The 17,807-nt window shown below is 68.2% G+C and carries 15 protein-coding genes and 1 pseudogene; 7 read left to right on the top strand and 9 right to left on the bottom strand.

Annotated elements, in window-relative coordinates:
- The first annotated feature begins 17 nt into the window (after positions 1-17).
- The 6 genes from HLA95_RS10750 (at position 18) to HLA95_RS10725 (ending at position 7,350) form a co-directional block, all read left to right on the top strand.
- Complete coding sequence (locus tag HLA95_RS10750) at positions 18-1,601, top strand: ABC transporter substrate-binding protein (protein WP_191061553.1); 1,584 nt, start codon at positions 18-20, stop codon at positions 1,599-1,601.
- Between the two features lie 77 nt (positions 1,602-1,678).
- Positions 1,679-3,262, top strand: a complete 1,584-nt coding sequence (locus tag HLA95_RS10745) for an ABC transporter substrate-binding protein (protein WP_222183279.1) — start codon at positions 1,679-1,681, stop codon at positions 3,260-3,262.
- A complete protein-coding gene (locus HLA95_RS10740; RefSeq protein WP_191060723.1) occupies positions 3,255-4,211 on the top strand; it encodes an ABC transporter permease in 957 nt (318 codons plus the stop codon). The genes HLA95_RS10745 and HLA95_RS10740 overlap by 8 nt, the downstream gene beginning before the upstream one ends.
- Positions 4,208-5,041 carry an ABC transporter permease gene (locus tag HLA95_RS10735; protein WP_191060724.1) on the top strand — a complete coding sequence of 278 codons (834 nt, stop codon included), beginning with the start codon at positions 4,208-4,210 and terminating at the stop codon, positions 5,039-5,041. Before HLA95_RS10740 ends, HLA95_RS10735 begins: the two co-directional genes overlap by 4 nt.
- Before the next feature lie 4 nt (positions 5,042-5,045).
- On the top strand, positions 5,046-6,641 hold the full coding sequence (locus HLA95_RS10730) for an ABC transporter ATP-binding protein (protein ID WP_191060725.1): 1,596 nt from the start codon (positions 5,046-5,048) through the stop codon (positions 6,639-6,641).
- A 175-nt stretch (positions 6,642-6,816) separates the two neighbouring features.
- The gene (locus tag HLA95_RS10725; protein ID WP_191059773.1) at positions 6,817-7,350 is read left to right on the top strand and encodes a hypothetical protein; all 534 of its coding nucleotides are present in this window, start codon (positions 6,817-6,819) and stop codon (positions 7,348-7,350) included.
- 27 nt (positions 7,351-7,377) lie between these two features.
- Here the strand turns inward: HLA95_RS10725 and HLA95_RS10720 are convergent, their stop codons facing one another.
- Positions 7,378-8,175 (bottom strand): OBAP family protein, encoded by a 798-nt coding sequence (locus HLA95_RS10720; protein ID WP_223861515.1) that lies wholly within the window; start codon positions 8,173-8,175, stop codon positions 7,378-7,380.
- Between the two features lie 788 nt (positions 8,176-8,963).
- On the opposite strand from HLA95_RS10720, the gene HLA95_RS10715 reads away from it, so the two are divergent.
- Positions 8,964-10,052, top strand: a complete 1,089-nt coding sequence (locus tag HLA95_RS10715) for a BMP family ABC transporter substrate-binding protein (RefSeq protein WP_191059774.1) — start codon at positions 8,964-8,966, stop codon at positions 10,050-10,052.
- A gap of 40 nt (positions 10,053-10,092) precedes the next feature.
- On the opposite strand, the gene HLA95_RS10710 is transcribed toward HLA95_RS10715, so the two are convergent.
- The 8 genes and pseudogenes from HLA95_RS10710 to araD1 form a co-directional block, all read right to left on the bottom strand.
- Positions 10,093-10,515 carry a YciI family protein gene (locus tag HLA95_RS10710; protein WP_191059775.1) on the bottom strand — a complete coding sequence of 141 codons (423 nt, stop codon included), beginning with the start codon at positions 10,513-10,515 and terminating at the stop codon, positions 10,093-10,095.
- A gap of 67 nt (positions 10,516-10,582) precedes the next feature.
- A complete protein-coding gene (locus HLA95_RS10705) occupies positions 10,583-11,050 on the bottom strand; it encodes a VOC family protein (protein ID WP_222183277.1) in 468 nt (155 codons plus the stop codon).
- A gap of 82 nt (positions 11,051-11,132) precedes the next feature.
- Positions 11,133-11,951, bottom strand: coding sequence for a carbohydrate ABC transporter permease (locus tag HLA95_RS10700; RefSeq protein WP_191059776.1), 819 nt, complete (start codon positions 11,949-11,951; stop codon positions 11,133-11,135).
- The gene (locus tag HLA95_RS10695) at positions 11,948-12,811 is read right to left on the bottom strand and encodes a carbohydrate ABC transporter permease (protein ID WP_222183275.1); all 864 of its coding nucleotides are present in this window, start codon (positions 12,809-12,811) and stop codon (positions 11,948-11,950) included. The genes HLA95_RS10700 and HLA95_RS10695 overlap by 4 nt, the downstream gene beginning before the upstream one ends.
- Before the next feature lie 61 nt (positions 12,812-12,872).
- Positions 12,873-14,192 carry an ABC transporter substrate-binding protein gene (locus HLA95_RS10690; RefSeq protein WP_191059777.1) on the bottom strand — a complete coding sequence of 440 codons (1,320 nt, stop codon included), beginning with the start codon at positions 14,190-14,192 and terminating at the stop codon, positions 12,873-12,875.
- Positions 14,189-15,741: pseudogene (locus HLA95_RS29110) on the bottom strand (putative N-acetylmannosamine-6-phosphate 2-epimerase). The gene HLA95_RS10690 and the pseudogene HLA95_RS29110 overlap by 4 nt, the downstream one beginning before the upstream one ends.
- Positions 15,742-15,813: 72 nt before the next feature.
- The gene (locus HLA95_RS10675; RefSeq protein WP_191059076.1) at positions 15,814-16,470 is read right to left on the bottom strand and encodes a DapH/DapD/GlmU-related protein; all 657 of its coding nucleotides are present in this window, start codon (positions 16,468-16,470) and stop codon (positions 15,814-15,816) included.
- 295 nt (positions 16,471-16,765) lie between these two features.
- On the bottom strand, positions 16,766-17,749 hold the full coding sequence (gene araD1, locus HLA95_RS10670) for an AraD1 family protein (protein WP_191059077.1): 984 nt from the start codon (positions 17,747-17,749) through the stop codon (positions 16,766-16,768).
- Between the last annotated feature and the right edge of the window lie 58 nt (positions 17,750-17,807).

Below are 17,807 nucleotides of genomic sequence, written 5' to 3'. Positions count from 1 at the left end.
CCCCGGGGGAGAATGAGATGAGCCGCTTCGACAGCTATGACCGCCTTCTCCGCCAGGGCGCGCTCGACCGGCGCGGCTTCGGCAGGCTCGCTGCGATGCTGGGGGCCGGTGCTTCGCTCAGTACCCTCTGGCCCGGCATGGCGGGGGCTCAGGAGGAGCCGAAGAAGGGCGGGGATCTCGCCATCGGCATCACCGGCGGCGCCACCACCGATACGCTCAACCCGTTGCCCTCGACCTCCTCCCTCCATGCCGCCACCAACTTCATGTGGGGCAACTGTCTGGTCGAGTATGGCTCGGATGGCTCGGCCGTGCCGGAGCTGGCCGAGAGCTGGGAGCCGTCGGCCGACGCAAAGACCTGGAAGTTCAACATCCGCAAGGGTGTCACCTTCCATGACGGCAAGGAGCTGACCGCCGAGGACGTGGTCTGGTCGCTCAACCTGCACCGGGGCGAGAACACCGAATCCGGTGCCGCCGGCTACATGACCTCCGTCACCGACGTGAAGGCGGACGGCAGCCACGCGGTGATCATCACGCTCGATTCCGGCAATGCCGACCTGCCTTATCTGCTGACCGACTATCACCTGCTGATCATGCCCAAGGACTCGGAGCTGACGGCGGGCATCGGCACCGGCCCCTACAAGATCACCGAATATGATCCGGGGGTGCGGGTCTTCGGCGAGCTGAACGAGAACTATTTCAAGCCCGGGCGCGGCAACTACGCCACCGTGGAGCTGCTGGCCATCAACGACCCGGCGGCGCGTACCGCTGCCCTGCAGACCGGCCAGATCAACGTGATGGAGCGGGCCGACCCGAAGACGGTGGAACTGCTGAGCCGGGCTCCCGGCATCGCCATCCATCGAGCGGCCGGCGGCGGCCATTATCCCTTGCTGATGCGCTGCGACACGGCACCCTTCGACAATGTCGATTTCCGCCTGGGCCTGAAATATGCGGCCGACCGCGCCGACATCGTCGATAAGGTGCTGCGCGGCCTGGGCAAGGTCGGCAACGACCATCCGATCCCGTCGGGTGATCCCTTCTTCGCCAAGAACCTGGAGCAGCGGGCCTACGACCCGGACAAGGCGAAGTTCCACATGAAGAAGGCCGGCTATGGCGGCGAGGCGATCCCGCTCTCGACCTCGGATGCCGCCTTTTCCGGGGCGGTCGACACCGCCGTCCTCTACCAGCAGCACGCGGCAAAAGCCGGCATCACCATCGACGTGATCCGCGAGCCCTCGGACGGCTACTGGAACGACGTCTGGATGAAGAAGCCGTTTTCCGTCTCCTACTGGGGCGGGCGGCCCACCGCCGACCTGATGCTGACGGTGGCCTACAAGTCGGACGCGGCCTGGAACGACACGTTCTGGCGCCGCCCGGACTTCGACAAGATCCTGCTGGAGGCCCGCGCCGAGCTCGACCCGGCCAAGCGCACCGCGATGTATGCCGAGCTCCAGGGGATGATCCGCGACGATGGCGGGGCGCTCATCCCGATGTTCAATGATTTCGTGGATGCCGCCGTGGACACGGTGAAGAATTTCGAGCTGAGCCCGCAATACGGCCTGGCCGGGATGCGGGCGCCCGAGCGCGTCTGGATGGAAGGCTGACCCGCTGCTGCGGTCTGGCCGACTATAAAGGATGAATGCTGCGCCGCCGGGCGCCTGGATAAGGGGAGGAAACGAGAATGAGTGCCTTCAGCGGGTATGACCGGGTTCTGCGGCAGGGCGGGCTGGACCGGCGCGGCTTCGGCAAGCTCACGGCGATGCTGGGTGCCGGGGCCGCCATCGGCGGCATGCTGCCCGGCACCGCGCGTGCGCAGGGCGAGCCGAAGAGGGGCGGCACGGTCGCGATCGGCGCCACCGGCGGTGCCACCACCGATACGCTGAACCCGCTGCTGGCGACCGCCTCGATCCACCAGCTCACCAGCTTCATGTGGGGCAACTGCCTGGTCGAGTACGGCACGGACGGCTCGGCCGTGCCGGAACTGGCCGAGAGCTGGGAGCCGTCGCCGGACGCCAAGACCTGGCGCTTCAACCTGCGCAAGGGCGTCACCTTCCACGACGGCAAGGAACTGGACGCCGAGGACGTCATCTGGACGCTGAACCAGAGCCGCGGCGAGGACAGCCAGTCCGGTGCCGCCGGCATCATGACCCAGGTGAAGGACCTCCGGGCCGACGGCAAGCACGTGGTCGTGGTGGAACTCGAGGAGGGCAATGCCGACCTGCCCTACCTCATGACCGACTACCACCTCGTCATCATGCAGAAGGATTCCGACCCGGCGTCGGGCATCGGCACCGGCGGCTATCGGATCACCGAGTTCGACCCGGGTGTGCGGATCTTCGGCGAGCGCAACGAGAACTATTTCAAGACCGGCCGCGCCAATCTCGACAGCGTGGAGATCGTGGGCATCGCCGACCCGGCGGCGCGCACCGCAGCATTGCAGACCGGGCAGATCCAGATCATGGAGCGGGTCGACCCGAAGACGGTCGACCTGCTCGGCAAGATGCCGGGCGTCGTCATCCACCGCGCCGCTGGCGGTGGCCACTATTCCATGGTGATGCGCTGCGACACGGCCCCCTTCGACAACAACGACTTCCGGCTGGGGCTGAAATATGCCGCCAACCGCGAGGACATCCTGGACAAGATCCTGCGCGGCCTGGGCCGGGTCGGCAACGACCAGCCGATCCCGGTGACCGATCCCTTCTTCGCCGCCGACCTGCCGCAGCGGACCTATGATCCGGACAAGGCGAAGTTCCACATGAAGAAGGCCGGCTATGGCGGCGAGAAGATTCCGTTCTCGACCTCCGATGCGCCGTTCGCCGGGGCGGTGGATGCGGCGGTCCTCTACCAGCAGCACGCGGCCGCGGCCGGCATCAACATCGACGTCATCCGCGAGCCCGCCGACGGCTACTGGAACGATGTCTGGATGAAGAAGCCGTTCTGCTTCACCTTCTGGGGCGGGCGGCCCACCGCCGACATGATGATGAGCATCGCCTATCATTCGAAGGCAGCCTGGAACGAGTCCTACTGGTTCCGACCGGAATTCGACAAGCTGCTGGTCCAGGCCCGGGCCGAGCTCGACCGGCCCAAGCGCGCGCAGATGTATGCCGAGCTCCAGCGGATGATCCACGACGACGGCGGTGAGCTCATCCCGATGTTCAACGACTTCGTGGATGCTTCCACCGCCGAGGTGCAGAACTTCGAGCTGACGCCGCAGCTCGGCCTGTGCGGCATGCGGGCACCCGAGCGCGTCTGGCTCGATGCCTGATCTCGTACGCCTGATCGGCAAGCGGCTTCTCTTTGGGCTCCTCACCCTGTTCGCGGTCTCGGTGCTGGTGTTCATCGGCACCGAGCTTCTGCCGGGCGACCTGGCCGAGGTGATCCTGGGCCAGACTGCCACCCCGGAAGCGGTGGCGGCGATCCGCGCCAAGCTGAACCTGGGCGACCCCGCGGTGCTCCGCTACTGGCGCTGGTTTAGCGGTGTGCTGGTGGGCGATTTCGGCAATTCGCTGGCATCCGGCCGGCCGATCACCACCGTCCTGTTGCCGCGGCTGCAGGCGACCCTGTTCCTGGCCGCGACCGCCGCCGTGATCGCGGTGCCGCTCGCGATTGCGCTGGGCCTGCTCTCGGCCCTTTGGCGCGACCGGACCTTCGACAAGACCACGTCGGCCGCCACGCTCGCCGCGATCTCCATGCCGGAGTTCTTCATCGGCTACCTGCTGGTCTATGTCTTCGCCGTGCAACTCGGCTGGTTCCCGGCGATCTCGCGCATCTCGCCCAGCGCCAACTTCGGCCAGAAGCTCTGGGCGATCGCCTTGCCGGCGCTCACGCTCACCCTGGTGACGACCGGCCACATGATGCGCATGACCCGCGCGGCGGTCGTGCAGGTGCTCTCCGCGCCGTATATCGAGATGGCCGAGCTGAAGGGCACGCCGCGCCGGGCGATCATCTTCCGCCACGCTTTGCCCAACGCGATTGGCCCGATCGCCAATGTCGTGGTGCTGAACCTGGCCTTCCTGGTGGTCGGCGTGATCCTGGTCGAGGTGGTGTTCGTCTATCCGGGCATGGGCCAGCTCATGGTGGATGCCGTGTCCAAGCGCGACATCCCGCTGATCCAGGCCTGCGCCATCGTGTTCGCGATCACCTATGTCGGGCTGAACATGCTGGCGGACATCGTCTCGATCCTGGCCAACCCGCGCCTACGGCATCCGCGATGACGGCTGCACTGCTGCTGCGGCGGATGCCGTGGATCACCCGGCTGGGCCTCCTGCTCGTGCTCCTGTTCGCCTTCCTGGCGGCGTTCGGCCCCTGGCTGGCGCCTTATCCGGAGGCCGAGCCGGTGGCCGATGTCTGGCAGCCGATTGGGACGGCGGGCTTTCCGCTCGGCACCGACACGCTCGGCCGCGACATGCTGAGCCGGCTGCTCTTCGGCGCCCAGCGCTCGATCGGCCTGGCCCTGGTGATCACCGTCCTGTCCTTTGCGGTGGGCTCCGTCTGCGGCTTCCTGGCGGCGATCGCCGGCGGGTGGGCCGACCAGGTGGCATCCAGGATCGTCGACGTGTTCATGTCGTTCCCGGCCCTGATCCTGGCCCTGCTGGTGCTCTCGGTGATGGGCAGCTCCCTCCCGGTGCTGGTGCTGACGCTCGCCTTCATCGACGGGACTAGGGTGTTCCGCCTGGCCCGCGCGGTCGCGGTCGACCTGAACGTCATGGAGTTCGTCGAGGCGGCCAGGCTGCGCGGCGAGGGGATCTGGTGGATCGCGCGCAAGGAGATCCTGCCCAATGCCCTGCCCATGCTCCTGGCCGAGTTCGGCGTGCGCTTCTGCTTCTCCTTCCTGCTCATCAGCGCGCTCTCCTTCCTGGGCCTGGGCATCCAGCCGCCGGCCGCCGACTGGGGCGGGATGGTCAAGGACAACGCCCAGGCAATCGCCTTCGGCCTGCCCGCACCGCTCCTGCCGGCCGGCTGCATCGCGCTGCTCACCATCTCGGTGAACCTCGTGGTCGACTTCCTGCTCGACCAGGCCTCCCGCCGCTCTCGCCGGGGCTGACGCCATGCTGCTGCAGATCGAGAATCTCCGGATCGACGGCACCGATGTCGACGGCAACAGCGTCGAGATCGTCAAGAACGTGTCCCTCGAGGTTGACCGCGGCCAGGTGCTGGGCCTGATCGGCGAATCCGGGGCCGGCAAGTCCACCATCGGCCTGGCGGCGCTGGGCTATGTCCGGCCCGGCTGCCACTTTGCCGGCGGCAGCGTCCGGCTGGACGGGCAGGAACTGGTGGGTGCGCCCGTGGGCCAACTGCTCGACATCCGTGGCCGCCGGGTCGCCTATGTCGCCCAGAGCGCTGCCGCCGCCTTCAACCCGGCGCACCGGCTGCTCGACCAGATCTGCGAGGTCCACCGCCGCCATGGCCTGGGCCCGCGCGCGGCAGCGGAGCGGTTCGCGGTCGAGCTGTTCGGCAAGCTGGGCCTGCCGGACCCGGAGCGCTTCGGCCAACGCTACCCCCATCAGGTTTCGGGTGGCCAGCTCCAGCGCGCCATGACCGTGATGGCGCTGATCACCAAGCCCGACCTCGTGGTGTTCGACGAGCCTACCACCGCGCTGGACGTCACCACCCAGATCGAGGTGCTGGCGGCGATGCGCCGCGCCATCCGCGAGCAGGGTGCCGCCGCCCTCTATGTGACCCACGACTTGGCCGTGGTGGCCCAGATGGCCGACCGGATCCTGGTGCTGCGCCATGGCGCAGCGGTGGAACTGGGCGAGACCCGGCAGATCCTGGAACAGCCCCGGGAGGACTACACCAAGGCACTGGTGAGCGTGCGCCGTGGCGAGCACGAGCGGCACGGCGGCCACGAGCGGTCGGTGGTGCTGGCGGTGGACCGGGTCGATGCCGCCTATGGCGCGCAGCAGGTCCTGTTCGACGTGTCGCTGCGGGTCGAGCGCGCCGCCACCGTGGCGGTGGTCGGCGAGAGCGGCAGCGGCAAGAGCACGCTCGCCCGGGTGATCACCGGTCTCCTGCCGCCGCGCAGCGGCCAGGTCCGCTTCGGCGGCGAGGTGCTGAGCAACGATCTGGCCGGCCGGAGCAAGGAGCAGCGCCGCCGGCTGCAGCTCATCTACCAGATGCCGGACGTCGCGGTGAACCCGCGCCAGACCGTTCAGGAGATCATCGGCCGGCCGCTCACCTTCTATCTCGGCATGCGCGGCGACGCACTGCGCCGCCGGGTCAAGGATCTGCTCGCCCGGATCGAACTCCCCGCCCATTTCGCCGACCGGTTCCCGGGCGAATTGTCGGGCGGTCAGAAGCAGCGCATCAGCATCGCCCGGGCCCTTGCCGCGGAGCCCGAGCTGATCATCTGCGACGAGGTCACCTCCGCCCTGGACCCGCTGGTCGCCGACGAGATCCTGAACCTGCTGTTGCGCCTGCAGGAGGAGAGCGGCCTGTCCTACCTGTTCATCACCCATGACTTGGCGACCGTGCGGGCGATCGCGCACGAGGTCGTGGTGATGCAGCGGGGCAGGGTGGTCGACAGCGGCGCCAAGGACGAGGTGATGGCGCCGCCCTTCCACGACTATACCGGCAAGCTGATCCGCTCGGTTCCGGAGATGCGCACCGACTGGCTGGACGAGGTGCTGGCCGGCCGGGCGTGAGCTGATGAGGGCCGCCGTTTCCGGGTGATCTGGAACACAGACGCGCAATCCCGGAAGCTGCACAAGACTATCGCTGCACCCCGATATGCCATCGCCCCCGGGGCGAGGGGTCGCGCGGCGCAGCCCGGCCGGCCGTCCTGGCCGGCGCGGCCCCGCGACTGGAAAGGACTGCGCCATGAAGCGCCTGAGTCTGGGTCTGGCAGCCATGCTGACCGGGCTGATGCTGTCTGCGCTGGCACCCCCGCCCGCGAAGGCGGAGACCATCGCCATCTCCGCCATGGGCTTTGGCACCCATTGCCCTTGCCCGGCACCGGGCGGCTACCTGGAGGAGGAGCAGGCCGGCACGCTCAAGACGATCATGCCCAACTCGCGCTTCTTCGCGCCGGTCTCGTTTCCGAGCGGCGTGAAGGTGTGCCGGCTGAGCCTGGTCTATCGCGACGTCAATGCCAGCGACGCCATCGAGGCGCGCCTCGTGCGCAAGACCTATGCGAGCGGCAGCAACCCGTTCAGCGCCCCGGTGGTCATGGCCAAGGTCACCAGCGCGTCCGGGGTGGCCGATGCCGTGCGGATCGCCTCGTCGACCTCGATCAGCCAAGCGACGGTCAACAACAGCAACTCCTTCTACTACGTCCTGGTCACGTCGGTGACCTTCAACCTCGACTTTCTCGGGGTGAAGATCGACACCAAGCCCACGGCCCAGGCCTGCTAGGCAGGCTTTCCGGCACCTGCCCGCGCGTCAGCCGGGCAGGTTCTGGACCGGCTTCTGGCCGAGTTCCAGCTGCACGGTCTGGCCGCTCTGCCAGGCATCGGCGCCCGGCCGGACCGGCGGTGCATCCCTGGCCATCTCTTCACGGCCGGCCCTGGTCTCGGCCGTACTGATCTCCAGCGCCCGGTCGCGCGCCTCGACCATCTCCCTGCGCAGTTGCCCGTCCTTCGTGAAGCTCATCATGAGCTGCGGGATGCCCAGCGGCAGCTCGGAATCGCGATCGATCTGCCAAGTATGCCAAGTCTTGCCATAGGTCGTGACCAGCTTGGCGATCGCCATGTTCTCGACCGGTTCCGGGATGCCCGGCATCACCAGCGTGCCCGAGAGCGTCTCGTGGCGATGGCTGTGCCAGAGGCGCTTCTCCTCCTCCGGCAGGGTCAGGAACACCCGCTCGCTGACGATGTACTCGATGCCGATCAGCCGCGCACCGGAGCGGTTGCCGTCATAGATCAGGCATTGGATGAAGTCCTCGGTGACGTGGGTGCAGTAGTGATGCGCCTCGATCTGCCGGCCCAGGTCGTCGGCATAGAAATGGAACCCATTCAGGTACATGTCGATGTCGTTCACCGGTCCCTTGCTCTGCAGGAGGTCGGCGCCGGTGGCGAGCATGCCCGTGCCGGGCGTCACCTCCTCCCCGGTCACTGGCTGGCCCTCCGCGGCGCCCTGCATCGCATGGGAGCGGCCGCAGGCGCAGGCGACGAAGGCGGCAGCCGCCCCGGCCATCGAGGCCAGGCGGCGGCGGCCGAAACGCGGCATCGACCAGTTCATGAGCGGCATCCAGGAAGTTGGGCCATGTGCCCGCAACGGTCGCGCCGGCCGGAGGTTGCGCCGCTTCGGCCGGGCGGCTTGGGCCGCGTCGGCCCTACTCTCCAGCTGTTGCCGATCGCGAGCCGTTCGACCGGCAGCTCGCCGTCGAGACCTCGACGTTCGGCTGCGCGTCCAGATGAGCCGCCATCGCATCGGTCAGGATGGCGCTGATTACATCAATGGCCGCCTGACTGGCGTAAGGTCAGTGGTCATGCCGGGCTCCTGTAGCTCTCTGGGGACACTCGGGCTCAAGTGGTCTTCTTCCCGAGCGTTTGATTGGTGGCTTTGCCCGAGGTGCTGGTAGGATGGCATCGTCCAGACAAGGAGGCCTCATGTCCTTCTCCTTGCCCGCCTTCCTTCGGCCCTTCTTCTGCAAGCACGCCTGGATGGATGCTTCCCGCTGGCGCAACAACCAGTTCATCCCTGCCGTCAGGTGCACCACCTGCGGCCGGACGAAGTTCGGCAAGCGACCCCGGGTCCGCACCTCGCATGCCTCGGGAGGCTCCGGTGAATGGAGCTGGGACGACTTCAGCAGCGACGGCGGCGGAGGTGGGGACTAGCTACCGACGCGAATGCCTGGATCGAATGTCGGTTTCTCCATCGAGCTTTCCCAGGCTCTGCGCCATCGCGGCTGGCGAGGGCAGGGAGAAAGCATCATCGTACGTGGTTGACCGTCTGCCATTTCCGTTGTGACGTCGCCGCAGGGGTGGGATGGGCCTGCGCGTCGCCGGCCCGCAGTGGAGTGCAGCATGATCGACCGTCGGACGTTGGTAGGTGGCGGGCTGGCCGCGCCGTTTCTGCTCGGTGGCCTGAAGGGTGCGCGCGCCCAGGATGGAGGCCCACTCAAGATCGCCTTCATGTATGTGGGCCCGATCGGCGATCTCGGCTGGTCCTACCAGCACGACCAGGGGCGGCTCGCCGTCGAAGAGCATTTCGGCGACAAGGTGCAGACCAGCTACGTGGAGAGCGTGCCGGAGGGGGCCGATGCCGAGCGCGTGCTGCGCCAGATGGCGCAGGCCGGCAACAAGCTGATCTTCGCCACCAGCTTCGGCTTCATGCAGGCGGTGATCAACGTCGCCAAGCAGTTCCCTGACACGGTGTTCGAGCACTGCACCGGCTTCCAGACGGCACCCAATGTCGGCATCTACAATGGCCGCTTCTACGAGGGCCGCTACGTGTCCGGCCATCTCGCCGGGCGGATGAGCCAGAAGAAGACCATCGGCTATATCGGCTCGTTCCCGATCCCCGAGAACATCATGGGCATCAACGCCTATACGCTGGGTGCGCAGCGGGTGATCCCCGACGTCACCACCAAGGTGGTCTGGGTCAACAGCTGGTACGACCCGGGCAAGGAGGCCGAGGCCGCCAATGCGCTGATGGACCAGGGCTGCGACTTCATCGTCCAGCACACCGACAGCCCGGCGCCGGTGCAGGCGGCGGAGAAGCGTGGCGTGTGGTGCGTCGGCCAGGCCTCCGACATGGGCCGGTTCGGCCCGGAGCGCTGCCTGACCTCGGTGGTGGACGACTGGGCGTCCCACTACATCAAGTCCACCCAGCACGTCCTGGACGGCACCTGGCAGTCCGAGGACTACTGGGGCGGGCTCGCCGAGGAGTCGGTGGTGCTGACGCCCTGGAACGACGCGGTGCCGGCCGACGTCCAGGCGGAGCTCGACCAGCTCGTCAGCGAGATCAAGAACAAGACCACGCACCCCTTCCAGGGCGAGGTCAAGAACCAGGCCGGCGAGGTGGTGGTCCCGGCCGGCACGGTGATCAGCGACGCCGACCTGCTCAAGATGATGTATTTCGTGCAGGGCGTGGACAGCACGCTGCCGGGTTGACCCCCGAACCGGACGGGCGCCAGCCGGCGTCCGTCCGAATTCATCGGCCGGCCTGGACAGCAGCCTGCATCTCGGCGAAGCCCGCTGCCGCTGCCTGCACGTCCGCCGGGAAGTCCTCCATCTCCTGGACCTGGCGGATCTCGATGATCTCGTTCTCGCCGGCCGGGCAGCGCCTGGCCCAGGCGATCGCCTCGTCCTTGGACGGCACCTCGATCATCCAGTAGCCGCCCAGCGTCTCGCTGCTGCGGATCTTCGGCCCGTCGATCACCTGCGCCCTGCCGCCGGCGAAGGTCACGCGCGCACCGGCCGAGGGCGGGTGCAGCCCCTCCAGGCCGCGCAGGATGCCGGCCTCCTGCAACTCAGTATTGTAGCGCATCATCGCCGCCACGGCCTCGGCACCCGGCGCCTCGCCGGGCTCTGCGGTCTCGTAGCCCTTCGGAATCATCAGCATCATGAAGCGCATGGGAATGCCTCCTGGCGACCGGGCCGCGCGGGGCAGCCAGGGCCGCCACAGGTGATGGGCGGATCGCTCAGCCGGCCGGATCGACCACGATCATCCAGTTCACGCCGAACCGGTCGGCGACCATGCCGAACCCGGCGGAGAAGAAGGTCGGGGCAAGCGGCATCTGCACGCTGCCGCCTTCGCCCAGTGCGGCGAACAGGCGCTCGGCCTCGGCGGCACTCGGCACCTGGACGGAGAGCGACACGCCCTCGAAGCTGGTGGAGCCGGTGCCGCAGCCGTCCGAGGCCATGATCCGGGTCTCGCCCACCAGCAGGCTGGCATGCATGACCTTGTCGGCAAGTGCGGCCGCGTCGACACCGGGCGGAGGCGGCTCGGGGCTTTCCTTGAAGCGCATCAGCATCTCGACCCTGGCGCCGAGCTTGTCCTGGTAGAACCGGATGGCTTCGTCGGCACGGCCGTTGAAGAACAGATAAGGCTCGACCTTCACCACTTCCTCCCTGAGCGCCGCCCCGCGCATCCTGCGTCGGAGCGCCATATCGTTAATCATAAGGTTAAGTATATAGCGGCAGGGGCTGGGCCCGTCAATCCACGGGAATGCGACGAGGAATGCGGCCGATTCAGCCCTTCACCGCACCCGCCGCGAGCGACTGGCCGATGCGCCGGTAGAGCAGCAGGCCCAGCGCCATGGGCGGCAGCACGCTCAGCACCATGACGGCGGCCGCGATGCCCCAGCGCACGCCGCCGCCGGACGCGGCGAAGAAGAACGAGGCGCCGACGGTGGTGGTGACCGCATCGCGCGTGGTCAGGATCAGGGCGAACAGGAACTCGTTCCAGGCATAGACAAAGCCCAGCACCATGGTGGTGGCCAGCGCCGGTGCCGCCAGCGGCAGGATGATCCGCCAGAGCAGGGTGAAGGTCGAGGCACCGTCCACCCGGGCCGCCTCGTCCAGCTCGGCCGGCAGGTCGCGCAGGGCCGCCACCAGCAGCACCAGGACCAGCGGCAGGTTCACGATGCACAGGATCAGGGCCAAGCCCAGCCGGGTGTCGAGCAGGCCCACCCGCGCATAGACGAGGTAGAGCGGGATCGCGAACACGATCAGCGGGATCGCCCGCAGGTTGGCGACCAGCGGCAGGAGCCATTTGCGGCCGGTGCCGAAGCGCACCAGCCCGTAGGCGGCCGGGAAGGCCAGCAGCAGCGACAGGCCGGCCCCCAGGATGGAGGAGGCGAAGCTGTTCCAGAGATAATGGAGGATGTCGAACCGGTCGGAGATCCGGAACACGTCCAGATAGTTGGCGAGCGTGGGTGCGTGGATCCACAAGGACGGATTGGACGCGATCTCGGCTTCCGACTTGAACGAAGTCACCAGCGTCGAGAGCACCGGGAAGTTCATCGCGAGTGCGGCGATGGCGAACACGAGCCAGCGCAGGAAATTCATGCCCGGCGCTCCGAAAGGCGGTGGACGATCGCTAGGACGGCCCAGGCGGCTACCAGCAGCAGCATGGAGGCGGCCACCGCGCGGCCGATGTCGCCCGACTTGAAGAAGGCCTCGTAGACCCAGATGCTCATCGTGGTGGTGGCTCCGCCGGCCCCCGCCCCGGTCAGGGTGTAGACATTGTCGAACACCCGGAAGCTGTCGATGAAGCGGATGAAGAAGGTCGCACCCAGGACCGGCGTCATCAGCGGCAGGTCGATCCGCCAAAGGCGCTGCCAGGGGCCGGCCCCGTCGATCGAGGCGGCCTCACGCACATCCTTGGGGATCGCAGCATAGGCGGAATAAAGGATCAGCAGCGCGAACGGTGTCCACTGCAGCACCTCTACCACCACCAGCGTGCGAAACGCGTTGTCGGGGCCGAGGAAGGACGGGCTGTCGCCGAAATAGGTGAACATGAACCAGGGCACCACGCCCACGAACTCATGCAGGATCAGCCGGTACATGAGCCCGACCAGGGCCGGGGCCACCATCATCGGCAGCATCAAAAAGGCCAGGAGCCAGGGGCGCCTGTCGATGAGCGGGGCCAAGAAGATCGCCAGGAACAGGCCGAGCAGGAGCTGGGCCACGGCACAGACCAGGCCGAAGCGCAGCGAGAACCAGGCGGCCTGCCAATAGTTCTCCGAGCTGAGCGCGCTGGCATAGTTGGCCAGGCCCACGAACTCGGGCGAAAGGATCGTGCGGAACTCGACCCGGGAGACCGAGTAGATCAGGTCGACGACCAGTGGCAGGCCCAGCATCGCCAGGAGGAAGATCGTGAGGGGCGCGAGCAGGATCCGCCCGTCGCGCAGATGTTGGGACTGCAACGGAGAAAGGCTCCCATTGGCGGGCGTCAGGGGTGCCTCGTGGACACCCCCTCGAGCCGGCTCACTTCTTCAGGAGGTCGGCCATGCCCTGGGCGGTGGCGGCCAGCGCCTCGTCCAGGCTCTTCTGCCCGGCCCAGTAGCCGGTGAATTGCTCGGCCTGGAGCTCGTAGGTCGAGAGTGCACCCGCCGAGGTGGCGCCGGTCATCACGAAGCCGTACTGGCCGGCATAGTCGCCGAGCTGGGTCAGGTCCGGGCGCTGCGCTGCCACCGGCGCCAGCACGTCGGGGCTCAGTGCCGGCGTGCCGCCGCCCGCGGCATAGGCCTGCATCGCCTCAGGGGTGGCCAGCCATTCCAGGAACTTCAGCGCACCTGCCTTGTTCTGCGCCGACTTGTTCAGGCCCAGGCCCAGGCCGTGAATATGGGTGAAGCGGCCGGCCTCGCCGGCCGGCGGCGGCACCGTGCCGACCTTGCCACCCACGGCCGGCGTCTTCTCCGGGTCGTTCAGGTCGGCGGCCGCGGCATTCCACTGCAGCATGGTCGCGACCTGGCCCGAGCCGAACGCGGCATTGGCCTCGGCGAACTCGTAGCTCAGGCTGTCCTTGGGCGAGGCGCCCGCGTCGTAGAGCTCCTTATAGAGCTCCAGCCCCTTGCGGTAGGCCGGGCTGTCGACCGTGATGTTGCCCTCCGCATCCATCCAATCGCCGCCCTGAGAGCGCGCGGTGGAATGCCAAACCATCATGTTGAACAGGAGGTTCTTCATCTGCAGCACCGTGCCGTAGCGGACGGGGCTGTCGGGATTGACCGCCTTGGTGAAGAACAGCGCGGTCGCCTGGTAGTCGTCCCAGGTCCACTCCGCCGGCGGCTTCGGCTTAAGCGCCTTGCCGAGCTTCTTCTGGGCGATCTCGGCATAGCGCGCCTGCCAGTCGGCATCGGAGAGCAACTGGTCGATCAGGTCGGTGCGATAGTACATGAAATGCAGCGACAGGTCGGTGGGCACGCCATATTGCTGGCCCTCGAACTGCATGGTGGCGAGCACCTTCTCGCCGAACACCTCGACCGCACTGTCCGGCAGCTCGACCGGCTCCATGAACGGCGCATAGCGGCCGATCGCATAGGTCGCGAGCAGGTTCAGGTCGAACTCGCCGCCACCGGCCGCCAGGTCGGTCTGCAGCTTGTCCCAGAAGCCATCGCGGTTGAAGAAGATCAGCTCGACCTTGTCCTCGTCGGCGACGTCGGCCTTGCTGTTGTAGAGGTTGGCCGCGTCGCGCAGTGCCGTCTCCTCCGGCCCGCCCGGCCAGCCCAGCACGGTGACCTCCGCCTGTGCGGCCGCGGAGGTCAGGAGAAGGGCGGTCAGGGCGGCAAACAGGCGCGACGATCTCATAAGGTCTGGTCCTCTCTGATGGCTGCGGCTTCGCGAAGGGCGAGATCGGCGATCCCGATGATGCCAGCCCGGCTGTCCAGCAGGGCCGGCACCAGATGCGGGCGCTCGAGCGGGGGCAGGTCGGCGAGCATGGTCCGGATCCGGTGGAGATGGCCGGGCGCCAGCCCGACGCCGCCACCGACCACGATCCGCTCGGGGTCAAACAGGAACTGGAGGTCGCGCAGCAGCAGTGCCGCGGCTTGCGCGGCCCGGTGCACGACCTGCTCCGCCCAGGCGGCACCGGCAGTGGCCGCCGCGAACACGGCCGCCGCGTCGACCGGATGGCCCGCCTCCTTGGCCAGCTGCGCGATGCCCGAGCCCGAGGCCAGTTCCTCGATCCGCTCGCCGGTAAGCAGGCGGACCTGGCCGACGCTGCCCGCCATGCCGCTGCGCCCCTGCAGCAGCCGGCCGCCGGTGATCACGCCGCCGCCGATCCCGGTGGAAAGCGTCACGAACACGAGGTCGGCCGAGCCGCGTCCTGCCCCGGCGACATGCTCCCCCCAGGCGGCCGCCTGAGCGTCATTGAGCCCGGTGACCGGCACGCGCAGGCGACGGGTCAGCTCCTGCTCCAGGGGAAACTCGCCCGGGATCGGGAGGGTGTCCGGGTTCAGCGCCTGCCAGCGACCCCGGCGCACGAGGCCAGTCGCCGCAATGCCGGCCAGGGCGAACCGGCCGGACCAGGACGCCGCCAGCCCGGCGATCGCGTCCAGCCAGGCGACGACACCGCCCTGCCGGGGGGTGGCGACACGCTGCTCCTCCAGCACAAGGCCGTCCTGGACGAGGCAGGCCAGGATCTTGCTGCCGCCCAGGTCGAGCGCCAGCACGGTGGTCATCGTCTGGCCCCCGCCACGGCCTTGGCGAACCAGCCGGTGACGTGCTCGGTGCGGGTGATGGCCGAGCCCACCACCACCGCGAACGCGCCCGCCGCGATCGCCTCCGCGGCGGCATCGGGCGTGTTGAAGCGGCCCTCGGCCAGCACCGGCAGGTCGAGTTCCGCCGCTGCCGCCCGCACGAAGTCGAGATCGGGCGTTTCCGGCACGGGGCCGCCCGTGTAGCCGCTCATGGTGGTGCCGACCAGGTGGACCCCCATGGCCGCGGCCGCTCTGGCATCGTCCAGGTCGGCGCAGTCGGCCATGGCCAGGCGCCCCGCCTGCCGCACCTCCGCCAGGAGGTCCGCTACCGGCACCGGCCGCGCCCGGCGGGTGGCGTCGAACGCGATCACGTCGGCGCCGGCCTCGGCCAGGGCCTGTACGTCTTCCCGCCAGGGCGTGATCCGCACCGGGCTGTCCGGCAGGTCCCGCTTGATCAGGCCCAGGATCGGCAGGTCGCAGGCTTGGCGCACGGCCCGGACATTGGCCGCCCCCTCGATCCTGAGGCCCACGGCGCCGCCATCACGGGCCGCCAGCGCCAGCGCCACCACGATGTCCACCCGGTCCATCGGCCCGCCGGTCACCGGCTGGCAGGAGACCACGAGGCCACCGCGCAGTTGATCGAGAAGAATGTCCATGATCCGCCCTGGGCTGCCCGCTGCTGGCCGCAGTCTTGGCAGCAGGTGCGCCGGGGAACAGCGAAAAAATGCTGCTCAGGCCGGGTATTTTTCGAGGAACGCCTCGATCGGCAGGTGGCGGAAATCGTCGATGGCCCGGGCCAGGCGGTCGTGGGGCCAGTCCCACCAGGCCAGCGCTTCCAGCTGCTCGACGATGGCCGGCTCGAAGCGCGGCCGCAGCGGCCTGGCCGGTACCCCGCCTACGATCTGGTAGGGTGCCACCGCCTTGCTCACCACCGCCCCGGCACCGATCACGGCACCATTGCCGATCCGGGTGCCGGCCAGGATCACGGCACCATGGCCGATCCACACGTCATGGCCGATGGACACGGCATGGGCGCGCCGCCAGCTGAAGAACTCGGCTTCGTCCTCGCCCAGCCGGTAACCGGCGGCGCGGTAGAGCCAGTGATGCTGCGAGGCGCGCCAGGTCGGGTGGTTGCCCGGGTTGATCCTCGTATGGGCGGCGATCGAGCAGAACTTGCCGATGGTGGCGTAGATGATCTGGGCGTCGTTCACGACATAGGAATATTCGCCCATCTGCGTCTCGACGACCGAACTGCGGGCACCCACCGCCGTCCAGCCGCCGAACCCGGAGCGGAGCACCTCGGCATGAGGATGGAGCGAGGGGCCATCCGGCGAGAGCGGCGGCTGGCCCGGGTCGTTCTCCGCGGGGTGGCGCTCGACATAGCTCATCGCCGAATGAACCGGCGGCTGATCCGCGCCGGGATCCGGTCGGCCATGACCGCGGCCGCCGGGATCGCGCGCGGGATGAAGGCGGCCGGGTCGCAGCACTGCAACTTCATCCGCCCAGGAGCAGGCGCTCACGGGAACCGCTGCCCGCGCAGCACCTTCACCTTGTCCGAGGCCATCCCGATGTCCCGGGGAACGAGCATGCCGCCTGCCTCCTGTACGCCATCGGTCACGCAGGAAGTGCTAGGCCCGGACGGTGATCGACGTTCGATGCCGCGGTGACGGTCCGGTGACGGGCTCAGAGGTCGCGGACGAGCACCGGCCGGTCTTCGCGCTTCTCGCCCAGCGGGTTGCGCAGCGGCCTGCCGAACGGCTCCGCCTGGATCTCGAACACGTCGCCGGGCTGCGCCTTGATCCCGTCCGCGAAGCTGAGCGTCGCCGTGCCGAAATAATGGACATGCACGTCGCCGGGCCGGCGGAAGAAGTCGTACTTGAAGTGGTGGTGCTCCAGGTTGGCGAGCGTGTGGGACATCGCGTCCTCGCCGGACACGAACGGCTTGGACCACAGCGTCTTGCCGTCGCGCAGAATCGAGGAGGTGCCCTCGACCCGGTCCGGCAGCGCGCCGATCCGCAGTTCCGGGCCGAAGCTCGAGGTCCGAAGCTTGGAATGGGCCAGCCAGAGATAGTTGACCCGCTCGGTCACATGGTCGGAATACTCGTTGCCTAGCGCGAAGCCCAGCCGCCACGGCGTGCCGTCCGGGCCGATCAGGTACAGGCCGCAGATCTCCGGCTCCTCGCCGCCGTCCTCGGCAAAGCCTGGATAGTCCAGCGCCGCCTCGGGCGGCACGATCGAGCCGCCATCGCCCTTGTAGAACCATTCCGGCTGCACGCCGATCTCGCCCTGGGCGGGCTTGCCGCCCTCGATGCCCATCTTGAACATCTTCATGCTGTCGGTGAGCTTCTCGGGCTCGACCACGTGCATGGCGTCGCGGGTGGCGGCACTGCCGAGATGGGTGAGACCGGTGCCCGTCACCAGCAGATGGGCCGGATCGGGATGGTCGAGCGGTGTCAGCAGCCGCTTCTCCGCGATCACCGCCTCGTAATCCTCGGTCTGGTCGCTCAGCCGCTCGGCCACGACCTTCTCCAGACCCTCGCCCGCGGCGACCGCAGCCAAGGCCAAGCCGTAGACGGTCGTCGCCCGGTCCACGACGCGCAGCTCGCCGCCCTCGACCACCGCGACGGCCCGGCCACCATGCGCCGTCTTGAATTGAACCAGGTTCATGCCGATCCCCTACTCCCGTCAAACGACCGGGAAACTAGCGACGGGAGGTTGCGGCGTC

It is taken from the genome of Geminicoccus harenae (assembly GCF_019800005.1).
Lineage (GTDB): Bacteria > Pseudomonadota > Alphaproteobacteria > Geminicoccales > Geminicoccaceae > Geminicoccus > Geminicoccus harenae.
Note: the sequence above shows the minus strand (reverse complement) of the source record. Positions and strands in the feature narration are given on the sequence as shown.

Excerpts from the sequence above, each read along its gene's own strand:
- HLA95_RS10750 (WP_191061553.1), top strand. The coding sequence starts at position 18 with ATGAGCCGCTTCGACAGCTATGACCGCCTTCTCCGCCAGGGCGCGCTC.
- HLA95_RS10745 (WP_222183279.1), top strand. The coding sequence starts at position 1,679 with ATGAGTGCCTTCAGCGGGTATGACCGGGTTCTGCGGCAGGGCGGGCTG.
- HLA95_RS10740 (WP_191060723.1), top strand. The coding sequence starts at position 3,255 with ATGCCTGATCTCGTACGCCTGATCGGCAAGCGGCTTCTCTTTGGGCTC.
- HLA95_RS10735 (WP_191060724.1), top strand. The coding sequence starts at position 4,208 with ATGACGGCTGCACTGCTGCTGCGGCGGATGCCGTGGATCACCCGGCTG.
- HLA95_RS10730 (WP_191060725.1), top strand. The coding sequence starts at position 5,046 with ATGCTGCTGCAGATCGAGAATCTCCGGATCGACGGCACCGATGTCGAC.
- HLA95_RS10725 (WP_191059773.1), top strand. The coding sequence starts at position 6,817 with ATGAAGCGCCTGAGTCTGGGTCTGGCAGCCATGCTGACCGGGCTGATG.
- HLA95_RS10720 (WP_223861515.1), bottom strand. The coding sequence starts at position 8,175 with ATGAACTGGTCGATGCCGCGTTTCGGCCGCCGCCGCCTGGCCTCGATG.
- HLA95_RS10715 (WP_191059774.1), top strand. The coding sequence starts at position 8,964 with ATGATCGACCGTCGGACGTTGGTAGGTGGCGGGCTGGCCGCGCCGTTT.
- HLA95_RS10710 (WP_191059775.1), bottom strand. The coding sequence starts at position 10,515 with ATGCGCTTCATGATGCTGATGATTCCGAAGGGCTACGAGACCGCAGAG.
- HLA95_RS10705 (WP_222183277.1), bottom strand. The coding sequence starts at position 11,050 with ATGGCGCTCCGACGCAGGATGCGCGGGGCGGCGCTCAGGGAGGAAGTG.
- HLA95_RS10700 (WP_191059776.1), bottom strand. The coding sequence starts at position 11,951 with ATGAATTTCCTGCGCTGGCTCGTGTTCGCCATCGCCGCACTCGCGATG.
- HLA95_RS10690 (WP_191059777.1), bottom strand. The coding sequence starts at position 14,192 with ATGAGATCGTCGCGCCTGTTTGCCGCCCTGACCGCCCTTCTCCTGACC.
- HLA95_RS10675 (WP_191059076.1), bottom strand. The coding sequence starts at position 16,470 with ATGAGCTATGTCGAGCGCCACCCCGCGGAGAACGACCCGGGCCAGCCG.
- araD1 (WP_191059077.1), bottom strand. The coding sequence starts at position 17,749 with ATGAACCTGGTTCAATTCAAGACGGCGCATGGTGGCCGGGCCGTCGCG.